The organism is Cellulomonas sp. (assembly GCF_017744555.1).
Taxonomy (GTDB): Bacteria; Actinomycetota; Actinomycetes; order Actinomycetales; family Cellulomonadaceae; genus Cellulomonas.
Genome location: NZ_JAGIBD010000007.1, coordinates 129,446 through 145,004 on the forward strand (window position 1 = coordinate 129,446; position 15,559 = coordinate 145,004).

The window sequence follows — 15,559 nt, forward strand, 5'->3', positions numbered from 1 at the left end:
GGTGCCCGTCGAGCAGCACCCGGTGCTCGGCGTGCCACCGCACGGCCCGGGCGAGCGCGCGCCGTTCCACGTCCTGACCGAGCGCCACGAGGTCCTCGACTCCCCGGGTGTGGTCGACCCTCTCGACGTCCTGCTCGATGATCGGCCCCTCGTCGAGGTCCCCCGTCACGTAGTGCGCGGTCGCGCCGATGAGCTTGACGCCCCGGTCGTGCGCCTGCGCGTACGGGCGCGCGCCCTTGAACGACGGCAGGAACGAGTGGTGGATGTTGATGACCCGGCCGGCCAGGGCGCGGCACAGGTCGTCGGACAGGATCTGCATGTAGCGCGCGAGCACCACGAGCTCGACGTCGAGCTCGTCGACGAGCTCGAGGAGCCGGGCCTCGGCCTGCGCCTTCGTCGCGCTCGTCACCGGCACGTGGTGGAACGGGATGCCGTAGAAGTCGGCGAGCGGCGCGAGCGACGTGTGGTTCGAGACGACCGCGACGAGGTCGACGGGCAGGTTCTCCGACCGCTGGCGGAACGCGAGGTCGTTGAGGCAGTGCGCCGCGGTCGAGCCCATCACGAGCGTCCGCATGGGCCGGCCGTGCTCGTCGAGGGTCCAGGTCATCGCGAAGTCGCGCGCGACCTGCGTCATCGCCGCCTCGAGCACGTCGCGCGGCGCGTACGCCGTGACCTGCACCCGCATGAAGAACAGTCCCGACAGCGGGTCGCCGAACTGCTGCGACTCGGTGATGTTCCCGCCGTGGTCCGCGAGCAGCCCCGCGACGGCCCGGACGATCCCCGGGCGGTCCGGGCAGGACAACGTCAGCACCCAGTGGGTCGGCACATCTGCACTCTGAGACACGAGCACCGAGAGTAGTGCGCCCGCGCGCACGGCTGACACGATGGGCCGCATGACGCAGGACGACCTCACCATCCGCAGTGTCACCCACGACGAGGCGGGCGAGCTGCTCACCCTGCGCCGCGCGGCGTTCGTCACGGAGGCGCAGCAGTACGGCGACCCGAACATCCCGCCCCTGACGCAGACGCTCGACGAGCTCCGCGCCGACCTCGACGCCGAGGGCGTCATCACGCTGGGGGCCTGGAGCGGGCACCGGATGATCGGCTCGATCCGCGTCCTCATCGAGGGCACCAAGGCCACGCTCGGACGGTTCGCCGTGGCCCCCGACCTGCAGGGGCGGGGTGTCGGCACGCGCCTGCTCATGGCGATCCTGCCGTACCTGCCGGACGGCATCGAGGAGGTCTGGGTGTTCACCGGGCGCGACTCGCTGCAGAACCTGGCGCTCTACGAGAAGCACGGCTACGAGTTCGAGCACGACCGGACCGCCGGCGACCTCACCTACTCGTACCTGCGCAAGATGCTCGGCGACGACGACCGGGCGGACGCCTGACGTCGTCGTCGACCCGACGCTGACGACCCGGATACGACACGCCGGGCGGGTGCCGGTCACCCCGCCCGGCGTGTCGTGCGTCAGGCGCGGCCCGCGGAGCGCGCGCGGTAGTACTCCGAGGACGAGGGACGCCACAGCAGCACCAGGATGACCACCGCGAGCACGACCGACACCAGGCTGACGAGGGTCGCGGGGGTGACGCCGGTCGTGAAGCCGTAGAGCGTGAAGACGACGTTCAGGCCGCCGAACACCGTCGCGACGACGCGGGCCCACGACCGGCCGCCCTTGTTCGCCGCGGCCATCCAGAGCCACAGGCCGACGCCGATCAGGCCGACGACCGTGCCCAGCACGAGCGAGATCATGACGGCGGTGTCGAGCGCGTCCGCCGAGAGGTCGGTGCCCGACTTGGCGATCCCGTCGCGGATCGTGTCCTGCGTGGCCCAGCCGATCACGATGCCGACGAGGCTCAGCGCGGCACCGACGTACATCAGCTGGACGGCGCGGGTCAGCGACGCGGGGCGCTCGACGGCCGGGCCGACCTCCTGCTGGACGGGGTACGCGGGCGCGACGGGAGGGGCGACGGGCGGGGCGGACGGGGGGCCGCTCGGCACCTGGTCGGGGTGGGTCATGACGATCTCCTCGGGACGTGGGTCCGTGCTGGACAGCCGGACAGTGGCACCAGGACGCTACCCGCTGTGCTCTGCTGACCTGCGAAGATTTCCCCACGTGGTCACGACCTGCGGCCCGACCGCCCGACGTCCACGAGGACAGCGGAGGGTCCCCGGCGTGTGCGGCGGCGGGCGACGGCGCGATCGACGGTCGGCTGGCCGAGGAGCACGCCGGCGAGCACGACGAGCACGCCCGCGACCTGCAGCGCGGACAGGTGCTCGCCCGCGACGGCGACACCGAGCAGCACGCCGGTGACGGGGTTGAGCAGCCCGACGAGCCCGACCGTGCCCGCGGGCAGGTGGCGCAGGCCGGTGAACCAGGCGAGGTAGGCGACGGCGGTCGCGACGAGCGAGACGTACGCGAAGCCGAGCAGCGCGCGCCCGTCGAGGGGCGGCGGGCCGCCCTCGACGACCAGCGCGACGGGCACGAGCACGAGCCCGCCCGCGACGAGCTGCCACGCGGTCGACGACACGACGTCGACGCCGTCGCTCCAGCGCGCCGCGAGCACGAACCCGACGCTCGCCATGACCATCGCGCTGACCGACGCGAGCAGCCCGAGCCCGTCGATCGTGCCGCCTCCGGTGAGCACGGTCGCGGCGACGCCGACCACGCCGAGCCCGGCGCCGACGGCGGCGAGCGGGCGGGGTCGCTGCGCGAGCAGGGCCCACGCGACCAGCATCATCACGACGGGCGAGGTCGCCATGACGGTCGACGCGACGCTCGTCGGCAGGAGCTGCGCGGCGACGTACACGAGCGCGAAGAACGCGCCCATCGTCAGCGTGCCGAGCACGAGCGACCGCCACCACCACGCGCCACGGGGCAGACGCCGCGCGACGAGGAGCAGGACGAGCCCGGCGGGCAGCGCGCGCAGCACCGCACCCCAGAGGGCGGCGTCCGCAGGGAGCGCGTGCCGGGTCACCCAGTAGGTCGTGCCCCAGGTGATCGGGGCGACGGCGGTGACGAGCGACCAGCGGGCCGAAGTGTCTTCCATGGAAGACAATCTAGCTTCCACGGAAGGTATCGTCGACCCCTGTGACCGACGACCGTCCCGACCGGCTCGACCTCATCCAGCGCGCGTGGCGTACGGAGCGCCCTGACCTCGACGTCCGTCCCCAGGGCGTCATCGGGCGTCTGCACCGCGTCGCGGGGCACGTCACCGCGGAGCTCACCGCGATCTACCAGCAGCACGGGCTCGGGGAGGGTGACTTCGACGTCCTCGCGACCCTCCGTCGGGCCGGCGCGCCCTACGAGCGCACGCCGACCGACCTCGCCGCCAACACGCTCGTCACGTCCGGGGCGATGACCAAGCGAGTCGACCGGCTCGAGCGCGCCGGGCTCGTCACGCGCAGGCCCAGCGACGTCGACGGGCGCGGCCGCGTGGTCGCGCTCACCCCGCACGGCAAGGACGTGATCGACGCCGCCTTCACCGACCACATGGTCAACGAGCGCCGGCTCCTGGACGCGCTCGACGCCGACGATGTCGCGCAGCTCGAGCGCCTGCTCAAGCGGTGGCTCGCCGTGTTCGAGGAGCCCGCGGCGCGCGACTGAACGCGTTGCGGGCACCTCGGCCGCAGGAGGGCGGCCCGGTTGCGGCCGGACCGGCCCCGCGTAGCGTGACCTGCGATTCGTCGACGACGCCGCAGGGGGCAGCATGGTCGCGCAGTCGCAGGTCGAGCTCGTCCGGACCGACCCGGAGCTCCCTCCGGTCGGCGTCGTGGAACGCGGCCCGGCGCCGCCCGCCCGTCGGGTCGGGCTGGTCGTCGTCGCGGTGCTGGGCGCCGTCGCATGGTCGGTCCTCGCGCTCGTGCGCGGCGAGCACGTCAACGCGGTCTGGTTCGTGTTCGCGGCCGTCTGCACGTACGTCATCGCGTACCGCTTCTACGCCCGGCTCGTGGAGTCCCGCATCGTGCGGCCGCGCGACGACCGCGCGACGCCCGCCGAGCAGCTCGACAACGCCAAGGACTTCATGCCGACCGACCGGCGGGTCCTGTACGGCCACCACTTCGCGGCCATCGCCGGCGCCGGCCCGCTCGTCGGCCCCGTGCTCGCGGCCCAGATGGGCTACCTGCCCGGGACCGTCTGGATCATCGTCGGCTGCGTGCTCGGCGGTGCCGTGCAGGACTACCTCGTGCTCGCGCTGTCCGTGCGGCGGCACGGGCGCAGCGTCGGGCAGATGGCGCGCGACGAGCTCGGCCGGGTCGGTGGAGTCGCGGCGCTGGTCGCCGTGTTCGTCATCATGATCATCCTCATCGCGGTGCTCGCCCTCGTGGTCGTCAACGCGCTCGCCCAGAGCCCGTGGGGCGTGTTCTCGCTCGCGATGACGATCCCGATCGCGCTGTTCATGGGCGTGTACCTGCGGGTGCTGCGGCCCGGACGGGTCTCGGAGGTCACGCTCATCGGCGTGGGGCTGCTGCTGCTCGCGATCGTCGCGGGCGGGTGGGTCGCCGAGACGTCGTGGGGGCAGGACTGGTTCACGCTCAGCCCCGTCGCGCTCGCCTGGTGGCTCGCGGCGTACGGGTTCGCCGCCTCGGTGCTGCCCGTCTGGCTGCTGCTCGCGCCGCGCGACTACCTGTCGACGTTCATGAAGGTCGGCACGATCGTGCTGCTGGCCGTCGGCATCCTCGTCGCGCGTCCCGAGGTGCAGGCGCCCGCGGTGTCGCAGTTCGCGCTGCGCGGCGACGGGCCGGTGTTCGCCGGCGCGCTGTTCCCGTTCCTGTTCATCACGATCGCGTGCGGCGCCCTGTCCGGGTTCCACTCGCTCATCGCGTCGGGCACCACGCCGAAGATGCTCGAGAAGGAGAGCCAGGCCAAGCTGATCGGCTACGGCGGCATGATGATGGAGTCGTTCGTCGCCGTGATGGCGCTGGTCACCGCGGTGGTCATCGACCAGCACCTCTACTTCGCGATCAACGCGCCGGCGGGGGCGACCGGTGGGACGGCCGAGACGGCCGCCGCGTACGTCAACGGGCTCGGCCTGGGCGGCACGCCGATCACGCCCGGGGAGATCCAGCAGGCGGCGACGGCGGTCGGGGAGGAGTCCGTCGTCTCGCGGACCGGCGGTGCGCCGACGCTCGCACTCGGCATGTCGCAGGTGCTCAGCAGCGTCGTCGGCGGTTCCGGGCTCGCGGCGTTCTGGTACCACTTCGCGATCATGTTCGAGGCGCTGTTCATCCTCACGACGGTCGACGCCGGCACGCGCGTCGCGCGGTTCATGCTGTCCGACAGCCTCGGCAACCTCCCTGGCCCGGGCCGCAGGTTCCGGGACCCGTCGTGGCGCGTCGGCGCGTGGCTGTGCGCGCTCGTCGTCGTCGCCCTGTGGGGCGCGATCGTGCTCATGGGGGTCACCGACCCGCTCGGCGGCATCAACACGCTGTTCCCGCTGTTCGGCATCGCGAACCAGCTGCTCGCCGCCGTCGCGCTCACCGTCGTCACCGTCGTCGTCGTGAAGAAACGGCTCTACCGGTGGGTGTGGATCCCCGCGCTGCCGCTCGTGTGGGACCTCGCCGTCACGATGACCGCGTCGTACCAGAAGGTCTTCAGCGCCGAGCCGCGCATCGGGTACTGGGCGCAGCATCGCGCGTTCCAGGACGCGCGTGCCGCCGGCGAGCAGTCGTTCGGCGTCGCGAAGACGCCCGCCGAGATGGACGCCGTCATCCGGAACACCGCGATCCAGGGGACGCTGTCGATCGTGTTCGCCGGCCTCGTGCTGGTGGTCGTCCTCGCCGCCGTCGTGGTCGTCGTGCGGTCCGTGCGGGCCGGTGGCCTGCCGACCACCGAGGACCCCGAGGTGCCGTCGCGCCTGTTCGCGCCGAAGGGCATGATCCCGACGCCCGCCGAGCGTGAGGTCCAGGCGCAGTGGGACGCGCGCGCCGCCGACCGGGTCGGGAGCGTGGCGGCGAGATGAGCGACGCGACCGCCGTCGGGCGCCGGACGGACGCTCGCGGACGAGGTGTCGTCCGCGGGATCGTGCGCGCCGGCGCGGCCGTCCGCTGGTACACCACGACGCTGCTCGGGGACCGCGACTACGCGCGCTACGTCGCGCACCTCGCGCGCACGCACCCCGGCGCCGTCCCGGTGACCGAGAAGGAGTACTGGCGCGCCCGGCACGCGGAGCAGGACGCCCACCCGTCGGCGCGCTGCTGCTGACGCCGGCCGCCCGGGCCGCGGAATCGCGGGACCGGAACCGGCTCCGGCTTGGTAGCCTGTCCCGGTCGCGACTGGCGCAGAGGTGGGGAACCACCGGGGAGCGACGCAGCAGCAGACTTCGGGTCGGACGCCTGGGCCCACGGTCACCACACCGCTGGTGTGCGTGCCCGTCCGTGTGCCGGGTGCGACCACGAGCTTCGACAAGCCGTCCGCTGATGCCTGAGGAGTGTCCATGAGCGCCGACAACACCCCGATCCTCGACCAGAACATCTCCGAGCTCGACCCGGAGATCGCCGCCGTCCTCGACGGCGAGCTCGCGCGCCAGCAGGGCACGCTCGAGATGATCGCGTCCGAGAACTTCGTGCCGAAGGCCGTCCTGCAGGCGCAGGGCTCCGTGCTCACCAACAAGTACGCAGAGGGCTACCCGGGCCGCCGCTACTACGGCGGCTGCGAGCAGGTCGACATCGCCGAGAACATCGCGATCGACCGCGCCAAGGCCCTGTTCGGCGCCGAGCACGCGAACGTCCAGCCGCACTCGGGCGCGACGGCGAACGCCGCCGTGCTGCACGCCCTCATCAACGCGGGCGACAAGATCCTCGGTCTCGAGCTCGCGCACGGCGGCCACCTCACGCACGGCATGCGGATCAACTTCTCCGGCAAGCTCTACGACGTCGCGTCGTACGGCGTCGACCCGCAGACGTTCCTCGTCGAGCCCGAGGCCGTCCGCAAGGCGGCGCTCGAGCACCGCCCCGACGTCATCATCGGCGGCTGGTCCGCCTACCCGCGGCACCTCGACTTCGAGGCGTTCCGGTCCATCGCCGACGAGGTCGGCGCGAAGCTCTGGGTCGACATGGCGCACTTCGCGGGCCTCGTCGCCGCGGGCCTGCACCCGTCGCCCGTGCCGCACTCCGACGTCGTGTCGTCGACCGTGCACAAGACCATCGGCGGCCCCCGCTCGGGCTTCATCCTGAGCAAGGAGGAGTACGCCAAGAAGATCGACTCCGCCGTGTTCCCGGGCCAGCAGGGCGGCCCGCTCATGCACGTCGTGGCCGCGAAGGCCGTCGCGTTCAAGGTCGCCGGCACGGAGGACTTCAAGGCCCGCCAGCAGCGCACGCTCGACGGCGCCCGCCTCATCGCGGACCGCCTCAACGCGCCCGACGTGGCCGCGGCCGGCGTCTCCGTGCTCACCGGCGGCACCGACGTGCACCTCGTACTCGTCGACCTGCGCCACTCGGACCTCGACGGCCAGCAGGCCGAGGACCTCCTGCACGCCGCCGGCATCACCGTGAACCGCAACGCCGTCCCGTTCGACCCGCGCCCCCCGCGCGTCACGTCCGGCCTGCGGATCGGCACGCCCGCGCTCGCGACCCGCGGCTTCGGCGACGCCGAGTTCACCGAGGTCGCCGACATCATCGCGAACGCACTGGTCAACGGTGCCGCGACCGACGTCGAGGCGCTCAAGGCCCGGGTGGCCAAGCTCACCGAGGCCTTCCCGCTGTACGGCGACCTGAAGCAGTACTGATGACGGCACAGATCCTCGACGGGACCGCGACCGCGGCCCGGATCAAGGGCGAGCTCACCGAGCGGGTCGCCGCGCTCGCGGCCCGTGGCATCGTCCCCGGGCTCGGTACGCTGCTCGTCGGCGACGACCCCGGCTCGCGCTGGTACGTGGCGGGCAAGCACAAGGACTGCGCCGAGGTCGGCATCGCCTCCATCCGCGAAGACCTGCCGGAGACCGCGACGCAGGAGGACATCGAGGCCGCGGTGCGCCGGCTGAACGACGACCCGGCCTGCACCGGGTTCATCGTGCAGCTGCCGTTGCCGAAGGGCATCGACACCAACCGCGTGCTCGAGCTGATCGACCCCGACAAGGACGCCGACGGGCTGCACCCGACGAACCTCGGGCGCCTGGTGCTGCGGGTCAACGAGCCCGTCACGTCGCCGCTGCCGTGCACGCCGCGCGGAATCGTCGACCTGCTGCTGCGGCACGACGTCGACCTGCGCGGCGCAGACGTCGTGGTCGTCGGGCGCGGAGTCACCGTCGGGCGGTCGATCGGGCTGCTGCTGACGCGCCGTGAGCTCAACGCGACCGTCACGCTCACGCACACCGGGACCGTCGACCTCGCGGAGCACACCCGCAACGCCGACGTGGTCATCGCGGCCGCGGGCGTGCCCGGCATCATCACGGCCGACATGGTCAAGCCGGGTGCCGCGGTGGTCGACGTGGGTGTGTCCCGCGCGACCGACCCCGAGACCGGCAAGAGCCGGGTCGTCGGGGATGTCGACCCGGGTGTGCGCGAGGTCGCGGCGTGGGTCTCGCCCAACCCGGGCGGCGTCGGGCCGATGACGCGCGCGATGCTGCTGAGCAACGTGGTCGACACGGCGGAGCGCCTGTCCGCCTGAGCTCGTGCTGACGGCCGCTCCGGGGACCTCCCCGGGGCGGCCGTCTCGTCGTCCGGCCGATGTCGGCTCCCGGTGGCAGCCTGGACCCTGACCGCAGCGCCGCGTCTCGGGAGGGATCGTCATGGGCAGGATCCACACGCACCTCTGGTTCGCCGACCAGGCCGAGCAGGCCGCCGAGTTCTACGTGTCCCTCATCCCGAACTCGTCCATCACGTCGGTCGTCAAGGCGCCGCCGGGTGTGCCCGACGTCCCCGAGGGGGCCGTGTTCGTGGTCGACCTGCTGCTCGACGACCACCAGGTCACGCTGCTCAACGCCGGTCCCGCGTTCCAGCTCGACGAGGCGTTCTCGTTCGTCCTCGACTGCGGCGACCAGGCCGAGATCGACCACTACTGGGACGCGCTCGTCGCCGGCGGCGGCGAGCACAGCCAGTGCGGCTGGCTCAAGGACCGGTTCGGCGTCTCGTGGCAGGTCGTGCCCGCGGGGTTCAACGACATGCTCGGGGACGACGCCGACCCGGCTGCCCGGGCGCGGGCGATGGCCGCCGTGCTGACGATGACCAAGCTCGACATCGCGGCGATCGAGGCCGCGTTCGAGGGCACCGCCTGAGCCTGCCCGTCGCGTGACCGGCACCTCACGCGAGGTGCGGCGGGGGTGTCGGTGAGGTCGTGTTGGATGGTCCGGTGCTGACCATCGCGAGCGTCAACGTCAACGGGATCCGGGCCGCCTTCAAGCGCGGCATGGGGGAGTGGCTGGAAGCCCGTCGGCCCGATGTGCTGCTGCTGCAGGAGGTCCGGGCGACCGACGAGATCCTCGCGGACCACCTGTCGAGCGACGAGTGGCACCTCGCGCACGAGGCGAGCGAGACGAAGGGCCGGGCAGGTGTGGCGATCGCGTCGCGGCTGCCGATGGACGCGATCCGCATCGGCCTGCGCACAGGCGTGACGGGCGACTCGGGCCGGTGGGTCGAGGCGGACCTCGCGCTCCCCGGGCACGACGGTGCCCCGGCGCGCACACTCACGGTCGTGTCGACGTACCTGCACTCCGGCACGGTCGGGACGCCCTCGATGGACGAGAAGTACGCGTTCCTCGACCACGTCACGTCGCGGCTCGCCGACATCGCCGAGCAGGGCGGCTACGCCGTCGTCGCGGGCGACGTGAACATCGCGCACCGCGAGGTCGACATCAAGAACTGGAAGGGCAACCTCAAGTCCGCCGGCTTCCTGCCGCGCGAGCGCGCGTACCTGGACCGCTGGATCGACGACCTGGGGTGGCACGACCTGGGCCGCGAGCTCGGTGGCGACGGACCCGGGCCCTTCACGTGGTGGTCCTGGCGGGGGCAGGCGTTCGACAACGACGCGGGGTGGCGGATCGACTACCAGCTCGCCACGCCGGACCTCGCCGACGCCGCGGTCAGCGCGACCGTCGACCGGGCCGAGACGTACGCGGCGCGGTTCTCGGACCATGCGCCCGTGGTGGTCGTCTACGACCTCTGACGGTCAGCCGACCGGCGGTTCGCCCGTGGTGCCCGCGGGGCCGCCCGGGGCGGTGTGCGGACTCGGGGTGGCGTCGAGGAGCGCGTCGTCCTCGGCGTCGTCGACCGCGTCTGCGGGCTCGTCGTGGGACGGGACGGGCAGCTCGCGCATGCGGAGCATCGGCGACAGGAGCACCGGCAGCGCGGCGACCAGCATGCCGATCGCGCCGACCCACAGCGTCGGGACCACGCCGGCGCGCGTGCCGAGCCAGCCGCCCAGCAGGCCGCCGATGGGCATGGTGCCCCAGACGATGAACCGCACGGACGCGTTCATGCGCCCGAGCAGCGCGGGTGGGCACAGCCGCTGCCGGAAGCTCACCTGGGCGACGTTGTAGACGACCACCGCGAAGTAGAACGTCACGCCGCTGGCGATGAGCAGCACCTGCGGGTCGATCGACGTCGACGCCGACAGCGGGATGAGCGCGTACGTCGGGAAGCAGAGCAGGGCGGACAGCGGGATGATCCGGCCCTCGCCGACCCAGCGTGCCAGCCGGTCGGCGACGACGGCGCCCACGAGCCCGCCGATCGCGGAGGCCGACAGGACGGTGCCCCACGCGGCCGTGCCGAGGTCGAGCGTGCGGAGCACGTAGATCGCGGTGACGGCGCCGGCGATCGAGTTGAACAGGTTGGACAGCGACGTGCACGCGACGATCCGGCGCAGCAGCGGCTGGCGGACGACGAAGGAGAGGCCCTCGGCGATCTCGGTCTTGAGCGGGCGCCGGGTCTCGGGGGCCGGTGGCGTCTCCTCGTGCGTGATGCGTCCCACCGCGAACGCGGAGACCAGGTACGTGACGACGTTGATGCCGATGAGCGCGGGTGCCGTCACGACGCGCAGCAGCACGCCGCCGAGGGCCGGAGCCGCGATCTGCGCGACCGACTGCGTGGCCTGCAGCTTGGAGTTGCCTTCGACGATGTGGTCGAGCCCGACGAGGCCGGGCACGTAGCTCTGGTGCGCGACGTCGAAGAACACGCTCGCGGCGCTGACCACCAGGCCGGCGCCGATGAGCAGCCACATCGACGCGTTGCCCGTGACCGCGGCCGCGACGACGACCGCGAGCACGACGGCCCGCACGAGGTCGGACACGATGAGCACCTTGCGCTTGCGCATCCGGTCGACCCACGCGCCCGCCGGCAGGCCGATGACGAGGAACGCTGCGGTCTCGGCGGCGGTGAGGGCACCCATCTGCCACTCGGTCGCGGCGAGGTGCTGCACCGCGTAGACGGGGAGCGCGAGGCCGGTGAGCTGCGCACCGAGCTGGCCGAACGCGTCGCCGGTCCACAGTCGGCGGAAGTCGGCGTGGTGGATCAGCGACCGGTGGGTCGTGGCGGGGGGCGTCGTGGTGCTCACGGAGCCAGGATGGACGAAGTGATTGGGATAAGTCAATCAGTGAGAGGATGGGCGCATGACAGCGGTCCAGCCCGAGCCCCGGCGAACGTCCGAGCCCGCGTCCGTGCCAAGGTCGAACCCCGAGCCGGCGACGTCGACCGCCGCCGACCGCGACGCGGACGCCCGCGCCCTCGCGTCGACCCTGCGCATCCGCATCCTGCGGCTCTGCCTCGACGAGGCGCTCACCAACCGAGAGATCGCGGCCCGGCTCGACAAGAACCCCGCGACCGTCCTGCACCACGTCCGTACGCTCGTCGACCGCGGGTTCCTCGTCGCCGAGCCCGTCCGGCGCGGCGCTCGCGGATCACGGGAGGTCCCGTACCGGGCGACCCGCAAGTCCTGGCGCACACCGGGCGGGTCGGGCCAGACGCGCGTGCTCGTGGACGCGTTCCTCGAGGAGCTCGCCCTCGTGCCGGACCTCGACGCCGTCCAGTCCGCCCGGCTCGGCCTCCGGCTCGACGAGGCCGGTCACGCGGAGCTCACCGACCGCGTGAACGCCCTGCTCGAGGAGTTCGCGGCCCGTCCGATCGACCCGGACGGCCGGCCGTACTCGCTGTTCTACGTGCTGCACGAGGACGTGACGCGCGGCTCGCTGCGTCCGCGGGAGGCGGCGGAGCAGGACGGGTCGGACGAGAGCGCCGGCTGACGGCGGAGGCCCAGGCCGGCGCTCCCCGGGGGAGGTCGGCCCGGGCCCCGGGTGAGCGGCGCTCAGTACCGGATGGCGTCGATGACCTTGACCCGCACGGCGACGGTCGCGGGGATGATCCCCGCCAGCGCGCCGACGGCCGTCGCGCACGCCATACCGACGAGGGCGGCCGACACCGGGAACGGCGGCATGTCCGCGATCTGGCTGCCGAACACCCGCTCGATCGGGATGTTCTTGATGATCGCGACCGCGATCACGACCCCGACGAGCCCGGCGACGACGGTCGCGACGACCGACTCGAGCATGACCCCGAAGAACACCCGCCCGGACGTCGCGCCGAACGACCGCCGGATGCCGATCTCGCGGATCCGGTACCGCACGGTGACGAGCGCGATGTTCACCAGGCCGAGCCCGCCGAGGAGCAGGGCGAACCCACCGACGCCGATGCCGACCCACTTCGTCGCCCGCCCGATCGGGTCACGCCCGTCGCCGTTGGGTGACACGTCGACGCCCCAGCCGGGGACCGACGAGGAGACGTCGTGCTCGATCGCGTCGGCGAGCTCGGTGGCCGACCCCGTCGGGACCCAGACCTGCATCATCGGGTACGACTGCATCATGTTCGCCGCGGCCTGCCCGGTGGTGGCCTGTCCGGGCGGTCCCGCGTTGCCGTCGGACCCGATCCACCGGTGCAGCTGGTCGTACAGGACGTACGCCATCGGCTCGGCCTCGGGCCAGTCGTTCCTCATCACACCGACGACGGTCGCGCGGACCGGCGCCTCGCCGCCGAGCTGCACGGTCGGATGGCTGGACAGGTCGGTCAGCCCGAACGCGGTGAGGAACGACTCGTTGACCACGAGGGTCGGGGCGAATGCCTCGGCGTCGGCGTCGGTGAACCAGCGGCCCTGGGACGGGACGGTCCGGTTGATCACCGCGTAGTCCGGGTCCACGACCGTCACCTGGAGCTGGCGGGTGCCGTCCGGGAACCGCGCGAGCACCTGGTTCCACTCCTGGCGGCTCGAGTACTCGATGGAGTACCGGTCGAGCACCTGCGCGAACACGGCATCCACGTCGGTCGTCATCGTCGCGTCCGGGCCCTGGGGGTACACCTGCACCGTGAGCGTGATCTGCCGGCCCATGCTCCGGTCGGCGTCCTCCTGGAACGCCTGCTTGAGCATCGACACCGCCGCCGTGACCCCGGTGATTGCGGCGACCGCGCACGCGACGCCGATGAGCGCGAGCAGCACCCGCAGCTTGTGGATGCGCAGCTCGTCCCACGCCTCGACGAGCGCGCCGACGACGCCGGTCATGCGCGGGCCCCGTCCTCGTCGCGCCCGAAGCCCAGCTCGGCGCGAAGGTCGCCGCCCAGGTCGGAGACCAGGTCGGAGCCCAGCTCGGCGCCGAGGTCGGAGCCCTGGCCGGCGCCGAGGTCGCCGCGCCGGTCGGGGCCCAGGTCGACGCCCGTCGGCAGCAGGCGCCGCTCTGCGACGGCCGAGCGGTCCGCGACGAGCGTCGGCACGTCGCCGACCCAGTCGCTGTCGCGGTCGAGGCGGATAGGGACGAGAACGCCGTCGGTGAGCCGGTACTGCCGTTCGGCGCGCGCCGCGACGGCGAGGTCGTGCGTGATGGTCACGAGCGCGGCGCCGGTCTGCGACGCGATCTCGTCGAGCAGGTCCATGACCTCGCCGCCGGTCTCGACGTCGAGCGCACCCGTCGGCTCGTCGGCGAGGATCACGCGCGGGCCGCGGACGAGCGCGCGGGCGATCGCGACGCGCTGCTGCTCGCCGCCGGACAGCTTCTCGGGCATGGTGTCGAGCCGGTCGCCGAGCCCGACGCGGGTGAGCATCTCCGCGGCGAGTCGCGTGCGCGACCAGAACTGCCGTCCGCGGGCGTAGAGCAGGGGAGCGGTGACGTTCTCGAGCGCCGTGCGTCCGGGCAGCAGGTTGAACTGCTGGAAGACGAACCCGAAGTCGCGGCCGCGACGGCGGGTGCGCGCGCGGTTCGACAGGCGCGCGATCGGCACGCCCTCGAGCAGGTACTCGCCCGAGGTCGGCGCGTCGAGCAGCCCGAGGATGTTGAGCAGCGTCGACTTGCCGGTGCCCGACCGGCCGACGACCGCGACGTGCTCGCCCGCGCCGACCGTGAGCGTGACGCCCTGCAGGATGTGCAGCATCCGGTCGTCGGGCAGCCGGACCGACCGGGTGACGTCGGTGAGCTCGAGGAGGCTCATCCGGCGCACATGCTCGGGTCGTAGGTCTTCGAGCTCGGGTCGCACGGGTCGCCGCCCGCACCACCGGGCACGGGGATGAACTGCAGGATCTCGTCGCCCGCTGCGAGGCCAGACGTGATCTGCACGTTCTCGCCGTCGGTGAGCCCGAGCCCGACCTCGCGCTTCTCGTTGGTCCCGTCGGGTCCGACGACCCAGACGTTGCCCTTCTGCACGGTGCCCTGCACCGACGTGACGGGCACGACGACGGCGTCCGCCGCGGTGCCGTTGGTGATCGCGAGCGTGGCGCCGAGGCCCGCGAACGCGGTGACGCCGGCGGGGACCGCGCAGCTGACCGTCCCGGACGCCGGGGTCTGCGCGCCCGGGTCGGCGTTCGGGTCGGGCTGCTGCGACGTCGTGGCGGCCGCGCCGATCTTGACGCCCGTGCAGTCGAACGGCGCGGGTCCGCCGTTGAGCGTGACCGTGGCCTGCGACGGCGCGCCGATGAGCCGGTACTGCTGGTCGGGCGTGAGCGTGCCACTGACGGACAGCGTGCCCGGCGCGATGGTGCCGATCTGGTCGCCGACGGCCACGACCTGGTCCTTGAGCGTCGGCAGGCTCAGTGTGCCGGCGACCTTGGCCTTCACGGTCTCGATCGTCACCTTGGGCGCGCGCTCGGTCGTCGTCTGCTCGCCCGTCTCGGCGTTCGTCGTCACGACGGGGTCCTGTGGGGTCTCCTGGCGGATCTGGAGGATCGGGGTGTCGACGGCCACGACGTCGCCGTCCTTGGCGAGCAGCTTCGAGACGGTGCCCGCGAGCGTCGCGCGGACCACGACCGCCGGGTCCGCGACGACGCTCGCCTGCACGGTGACGGCGTTGGTCACGGTGCCGGTCGCGACCTGGACCGTCGGCTCGACGAGCTGCCCGGTCGGGTGCAGCGACGTGTCTTCGGTCTCGACGGACGCGCCGTTGAAGGCGATCTTGACGAGCGTGGCGGCGATGACGGCCCAGATGAGTATCCGGAGCGTCGGGAAGATGTACCTGCGGGTGACCCCCATGGGGCGGAACTCCTCGCGTCGTGCGGCGGGCGCGGACGGGTGGTGCAGCCGCACGCTAGCGGCGGCGCGGTGACCTGCGGATCCACCCGGGGGAGGATGCGTGGGGTTACCGCGTGGACGACAC

General features: G+C 72.6%; 15 protein-coding genes, 1 pseudogene and 1 riboswitch. Of the genes and pseudogenes, 9 read left to right on the top strand and 7 right to left on the bottom strand.

Annotation, left to right across the window (positions count from 1 at the left end; all coding sequences use genetic code 11):
• A pseudogene (purU, locus tag J7523_RS06800) lies at positions 1 to 895 on the bottom strand (formyltetrahydrofolate deformylase); the annotation flags it as partial.
• Between purU and J7523_RS06805 the strand changes: the two are divergent.
• A complete protein-coding gene (locus J7523_RS06805; RefSeq protein ID WP_291883970.1) occupies positions 894 to 1,391 on the top strand; it encodes a GNAT family N-acetyltransferase in 498 nt (165 codons plus the stop codon). The pseudogene purU and the gene J7523_RS06805 sit on opposite strands and share 2 nt — an antisense overlap.
• 80 nt (positions 1,392 to 1,471) lie before the next feature.
• On the opposite strand, the gene J7523_RS06810 is transcribed toward J7523_RS06805, so the two are convergent.
• Positions 1,472 to 2,020, bottom strand: a complete 549-nt coding sequence (locus J7523_RS06810) for a hypothetical protein (protein ID WP_291883973.1) — start codon at positions 2,018 to 2,020, stop codon at positions 1,472 to 1,474.
• A 101-nt stretch (positions 2,021 to 2,121) separates the two neighbouring features.
• Positions 2,122 to 3,051, bottom strand: a complete 930-nt coding sequence (locus J7523_RS06815) for a DMT family transporter (protein ID WP_291883975.1) — start codon at positions 3,049 to 3,051, stop codon at positions 2,122 to 2,124.
• A 41-nt stretch (positions 3,052 to 3,092) separates the two neighbouring features.
• On the opposite strand from J7523_RS06815, the gene J7523_RS06820 reads away from it, so the two are divergent.
• The 7 genes from J7523_RS06820 to J7523_RS06850 all read left to right on the top strand — a co-directional run bounded on the left by J7523_RS06820 (position 3,093) and on the right by J7523_RS06850 (position 10,103).
• Positions 3,093 to 3,608, top strand: coding sequence for a MarR family transcriptional regulator (locus J7523_RS06820; RefSeq protein ID WP_291883978.1), 516 nt, complete (start codon positions 3,093 to 3,095; stop codon positions 3,606 to 3,608).
• 103 nt (positions 3,609 to 3,711) lie between these two features.
• A complete protein-coding gene (locus J7523_RS06825; RefSeq protein ID WP_291883981.1) occupies positions 3,712 to 5,964 on the top strand; it encodes a carbon starvation CstA family protein in 2,253 nt (750 codons plus the stop codon).
• Complete coding sequence (locus J7523_RS06830; protein WP_291883983.1) at positions 5,961 to 6,206, top strand: YbdD/YjiX family protein; 246 nt, start codon at positions 5,961 to 5,963, stop codon at positions 6,204 to 6,206. Before J7523_RS06825 ends, J7523_RS06830 begins: the two co-directional genes overlap by 4 nt.
• Before the next feature lie 57 nt (positions 6,207 to 6,263).
• Positions 6,264 to 6,350: riboswitch (ZMP/ZTP riboswitch) on the top strand.
• 88 nt (positions 6,351 to 6,438) lie between these two features.
• Positions 6,439 to 7,728, top strand: a complete 1,290-nt coding sequence (gene glyA, locus J7523_RS06835; RefSeq protein ID WP_291883986.1) for a serine hydroxymethyltransferase — start codon at positions 6,439 to 6,441, stop codon at positions 7,726 to 7,728.
• Positions 7,728 to 8,609, top strand: coding sequence for a bifunctional methylenetetrahydrofolate dehydrogenase/methenyltetrahydrofolate cyclohydrolase (locus J7523_RS06840; RefSeq protein ID WP_291883989.1), 882 nt, complete (start codon positions 7,728 to 7,730; stop codon positions 8,607 to 8,609). The genes glyA and J7523_RS06840 overlap by 1 nt, the downstream gene beginning before the upstream one ends.
• Positions 8,610 to 8,730: 121 nt before the next feature.
• Positions 8,731 to 9,216: a VOC family protein gene (locus tag J7523_RS06845; RefSeq protein WP_291883992.1), complete on the top strand. Its 486-nt coding sequence runs from the start codon at positions 8,731 to 8,733 to the stop codon at positions 9,214 to 9,216.
• A gap of 74 nt (positions 9,217 to 9,290) precedes the next feature.
• Positions 9,291 to 10,103, top strand: coding sequence for an exodeoxyribonuclease III (locus tag J7523_RS06850; RefSeq protein WP_291883995.1), 813 nt, complete (start codon positions 9,291 to 9,293; stop codon positions 10,101 to 10,103).
• Positions 10,104 to 10,106: 3 nt separating this feature from the next.
• Here the strand turns inward: J7523_RS06850 and J7523_RS06855 are convergent, their stop codons facing one another.
• A complete protein-coding gene (locus tag J7523_RS06855; RefSeq protein ID WP_291883999.1) occupies positions 10,107 to 11,489 on the bottom strand; it encodes an MFS transporter in 1,383 nt (460 codons plus the stop codon).
• A 103-nt stretch (positions 11,490 to 11,592) separates the two neighbouring features.
• Here J7523_RS06855 and J7523_RS06860 point away from each other — a divergent pair, with 103 nt between their 5' ends.
• Positions 11,593 to 12,174 (top strand): winged helix-turn-helix domain-containing protein, encoded by a 582-nt coding sequence (locus J7523_RS06860; RefSeq protein ID WP_291884001.1) that lies wholly within the window; start codon positions 11,593 to 11,595, stop codon positions 12,172 to 12,174.
• 62 nt (positions 12,175 to 12,236) lie between these two features.
• Here the strand turns inward: J7523_RS06860 and J7523_RS06865 are convergent, their stop codons facing one another.
• From J7523_RS06865 to J7523_RS06875, 3 genes are read right to left on the bottom strand one after another with little or no spacing between them, the layout of a single operon-like run.
• Entirely contained in the window at positions 12,237 to 13,481 is a 1,245-nt protein-coding gene (locus J7523_RS06865; protein WP_291884003.1) for an ABC transporter permease, read from the bottom strand.
• Positions 13,478 to 14,401, bottom strand: a complete 924-nt coding sequence (locus J7523_RS06870; RefSeq protein ID WP_291884005.1) for an ABC transporter ATP-binding protein — start codon at positions 14,399 to 14,401, stop codon at positions 13,478 to 13,480. Before J7523_RS06870 ends, J7523_RS06865 begins: the two co-directional genes overlap by 4 nt.
• Complete coding sequence (locus tag J7523_RS06875; RefSeq protein WP_291884008.1) at positions 14,398 to 15,435, bottom strand: secretion protein HlyD; 1,038 nt, start codon at positions 15,433 to 15,435, stop codon at positions 14,398 to 14,400. The genes J7523_RS06870 and J7523_RS06875 overlap by 4 nt, the downstream gene beginning before the upstream one ends.
• Positions 15,436 to 15,559 lie beyond the last annotated feature (124 nt).

What these genes read in the sequence shown, in the direction of transcription:
- J7523_RS06805 (WP_291883970.1), top strand. Translation starts at nt 894, where the DNA reads ATGACGCAGGACGACCTCACCATCCGCAGTGTCACCCACGACGAGGCG.
- J7523_RS06810 (WP_291883973.1), bottom strand. Translation starts at nt 2,020, where the DNA reads ATGACCCACCCCGACCAGGTGCCGAGCGGCCCCCCGTCCGCCCCGCCC.
- J7523_RS06815 (WP_291883975.1), bottom strand. Translation starts at nt 3,051, where the DNA reads ATGGAAGACACTTCGGCCCGCTGGTCGCTCGTCACCGCCGTCGCCCCG.
- J7523_RS06825 (WP_291883981.1), top strand. Translation starts at nt 3,712, where the DNA reads ATGGTCGCGCAGTCGCAGGTCGAGCTCGTCCGGACCGACCCGGAGCTC.
- J7523_RS06830 (WP_291883983.1), top strand. Translation starts at nt 5,961, where the DNA reads ATGAGCGACGCGACCGCCGTCGGGCGCCGGACGGACGCTCGCGGACGA.
- glyA (WP_291883986.1), top strand. Translation starts at nt 6,439, where the DNA reads ATGAGCGCCGACAACACCCCGATCCTCGACCAGAACATCTCCGAGCTC.
- J7523_RS06840 (WP_291883989.1), top strand. Translation starts at nt 7,728, where the DNA reads ATGACGGCACAGATCCTCGACGGGACCGCGACCGCGGCCCGGATCAAG.
- J7523_RS06845 (WP_291883992.1), top strand. Translation starts at nt 8,731, where the DNA reads ATGGGCAGGATCCACACGCACCTCTGGTTCGCCGACCAGGCCGAGCAG.
- J7523_RS06865 (WP_291884003.1), bottom strand. Translation starts at nt 13,481, where the DNA reads ATGACCGGCGTCGTCGGCGCGCTCGTCGAGGCGTGGGACGAGCTGCGC.
- J7523_RS06870 (WP_291884005.1), bottom strand. Translation starts at nt 14,401, where the DNA reads ATGAGCCTCCTCGAGCTCACCGACGTCACCCGGTCGGTCCGGCTGCCC.
- J7523_RS06875 (WP_291884008.1), bottom strand. Translation starts at nt 15,435, where the DNA reads ATGGGGGTCACCCGCAGGTACATCTTCCCGACGCTCCGGATACTCATC.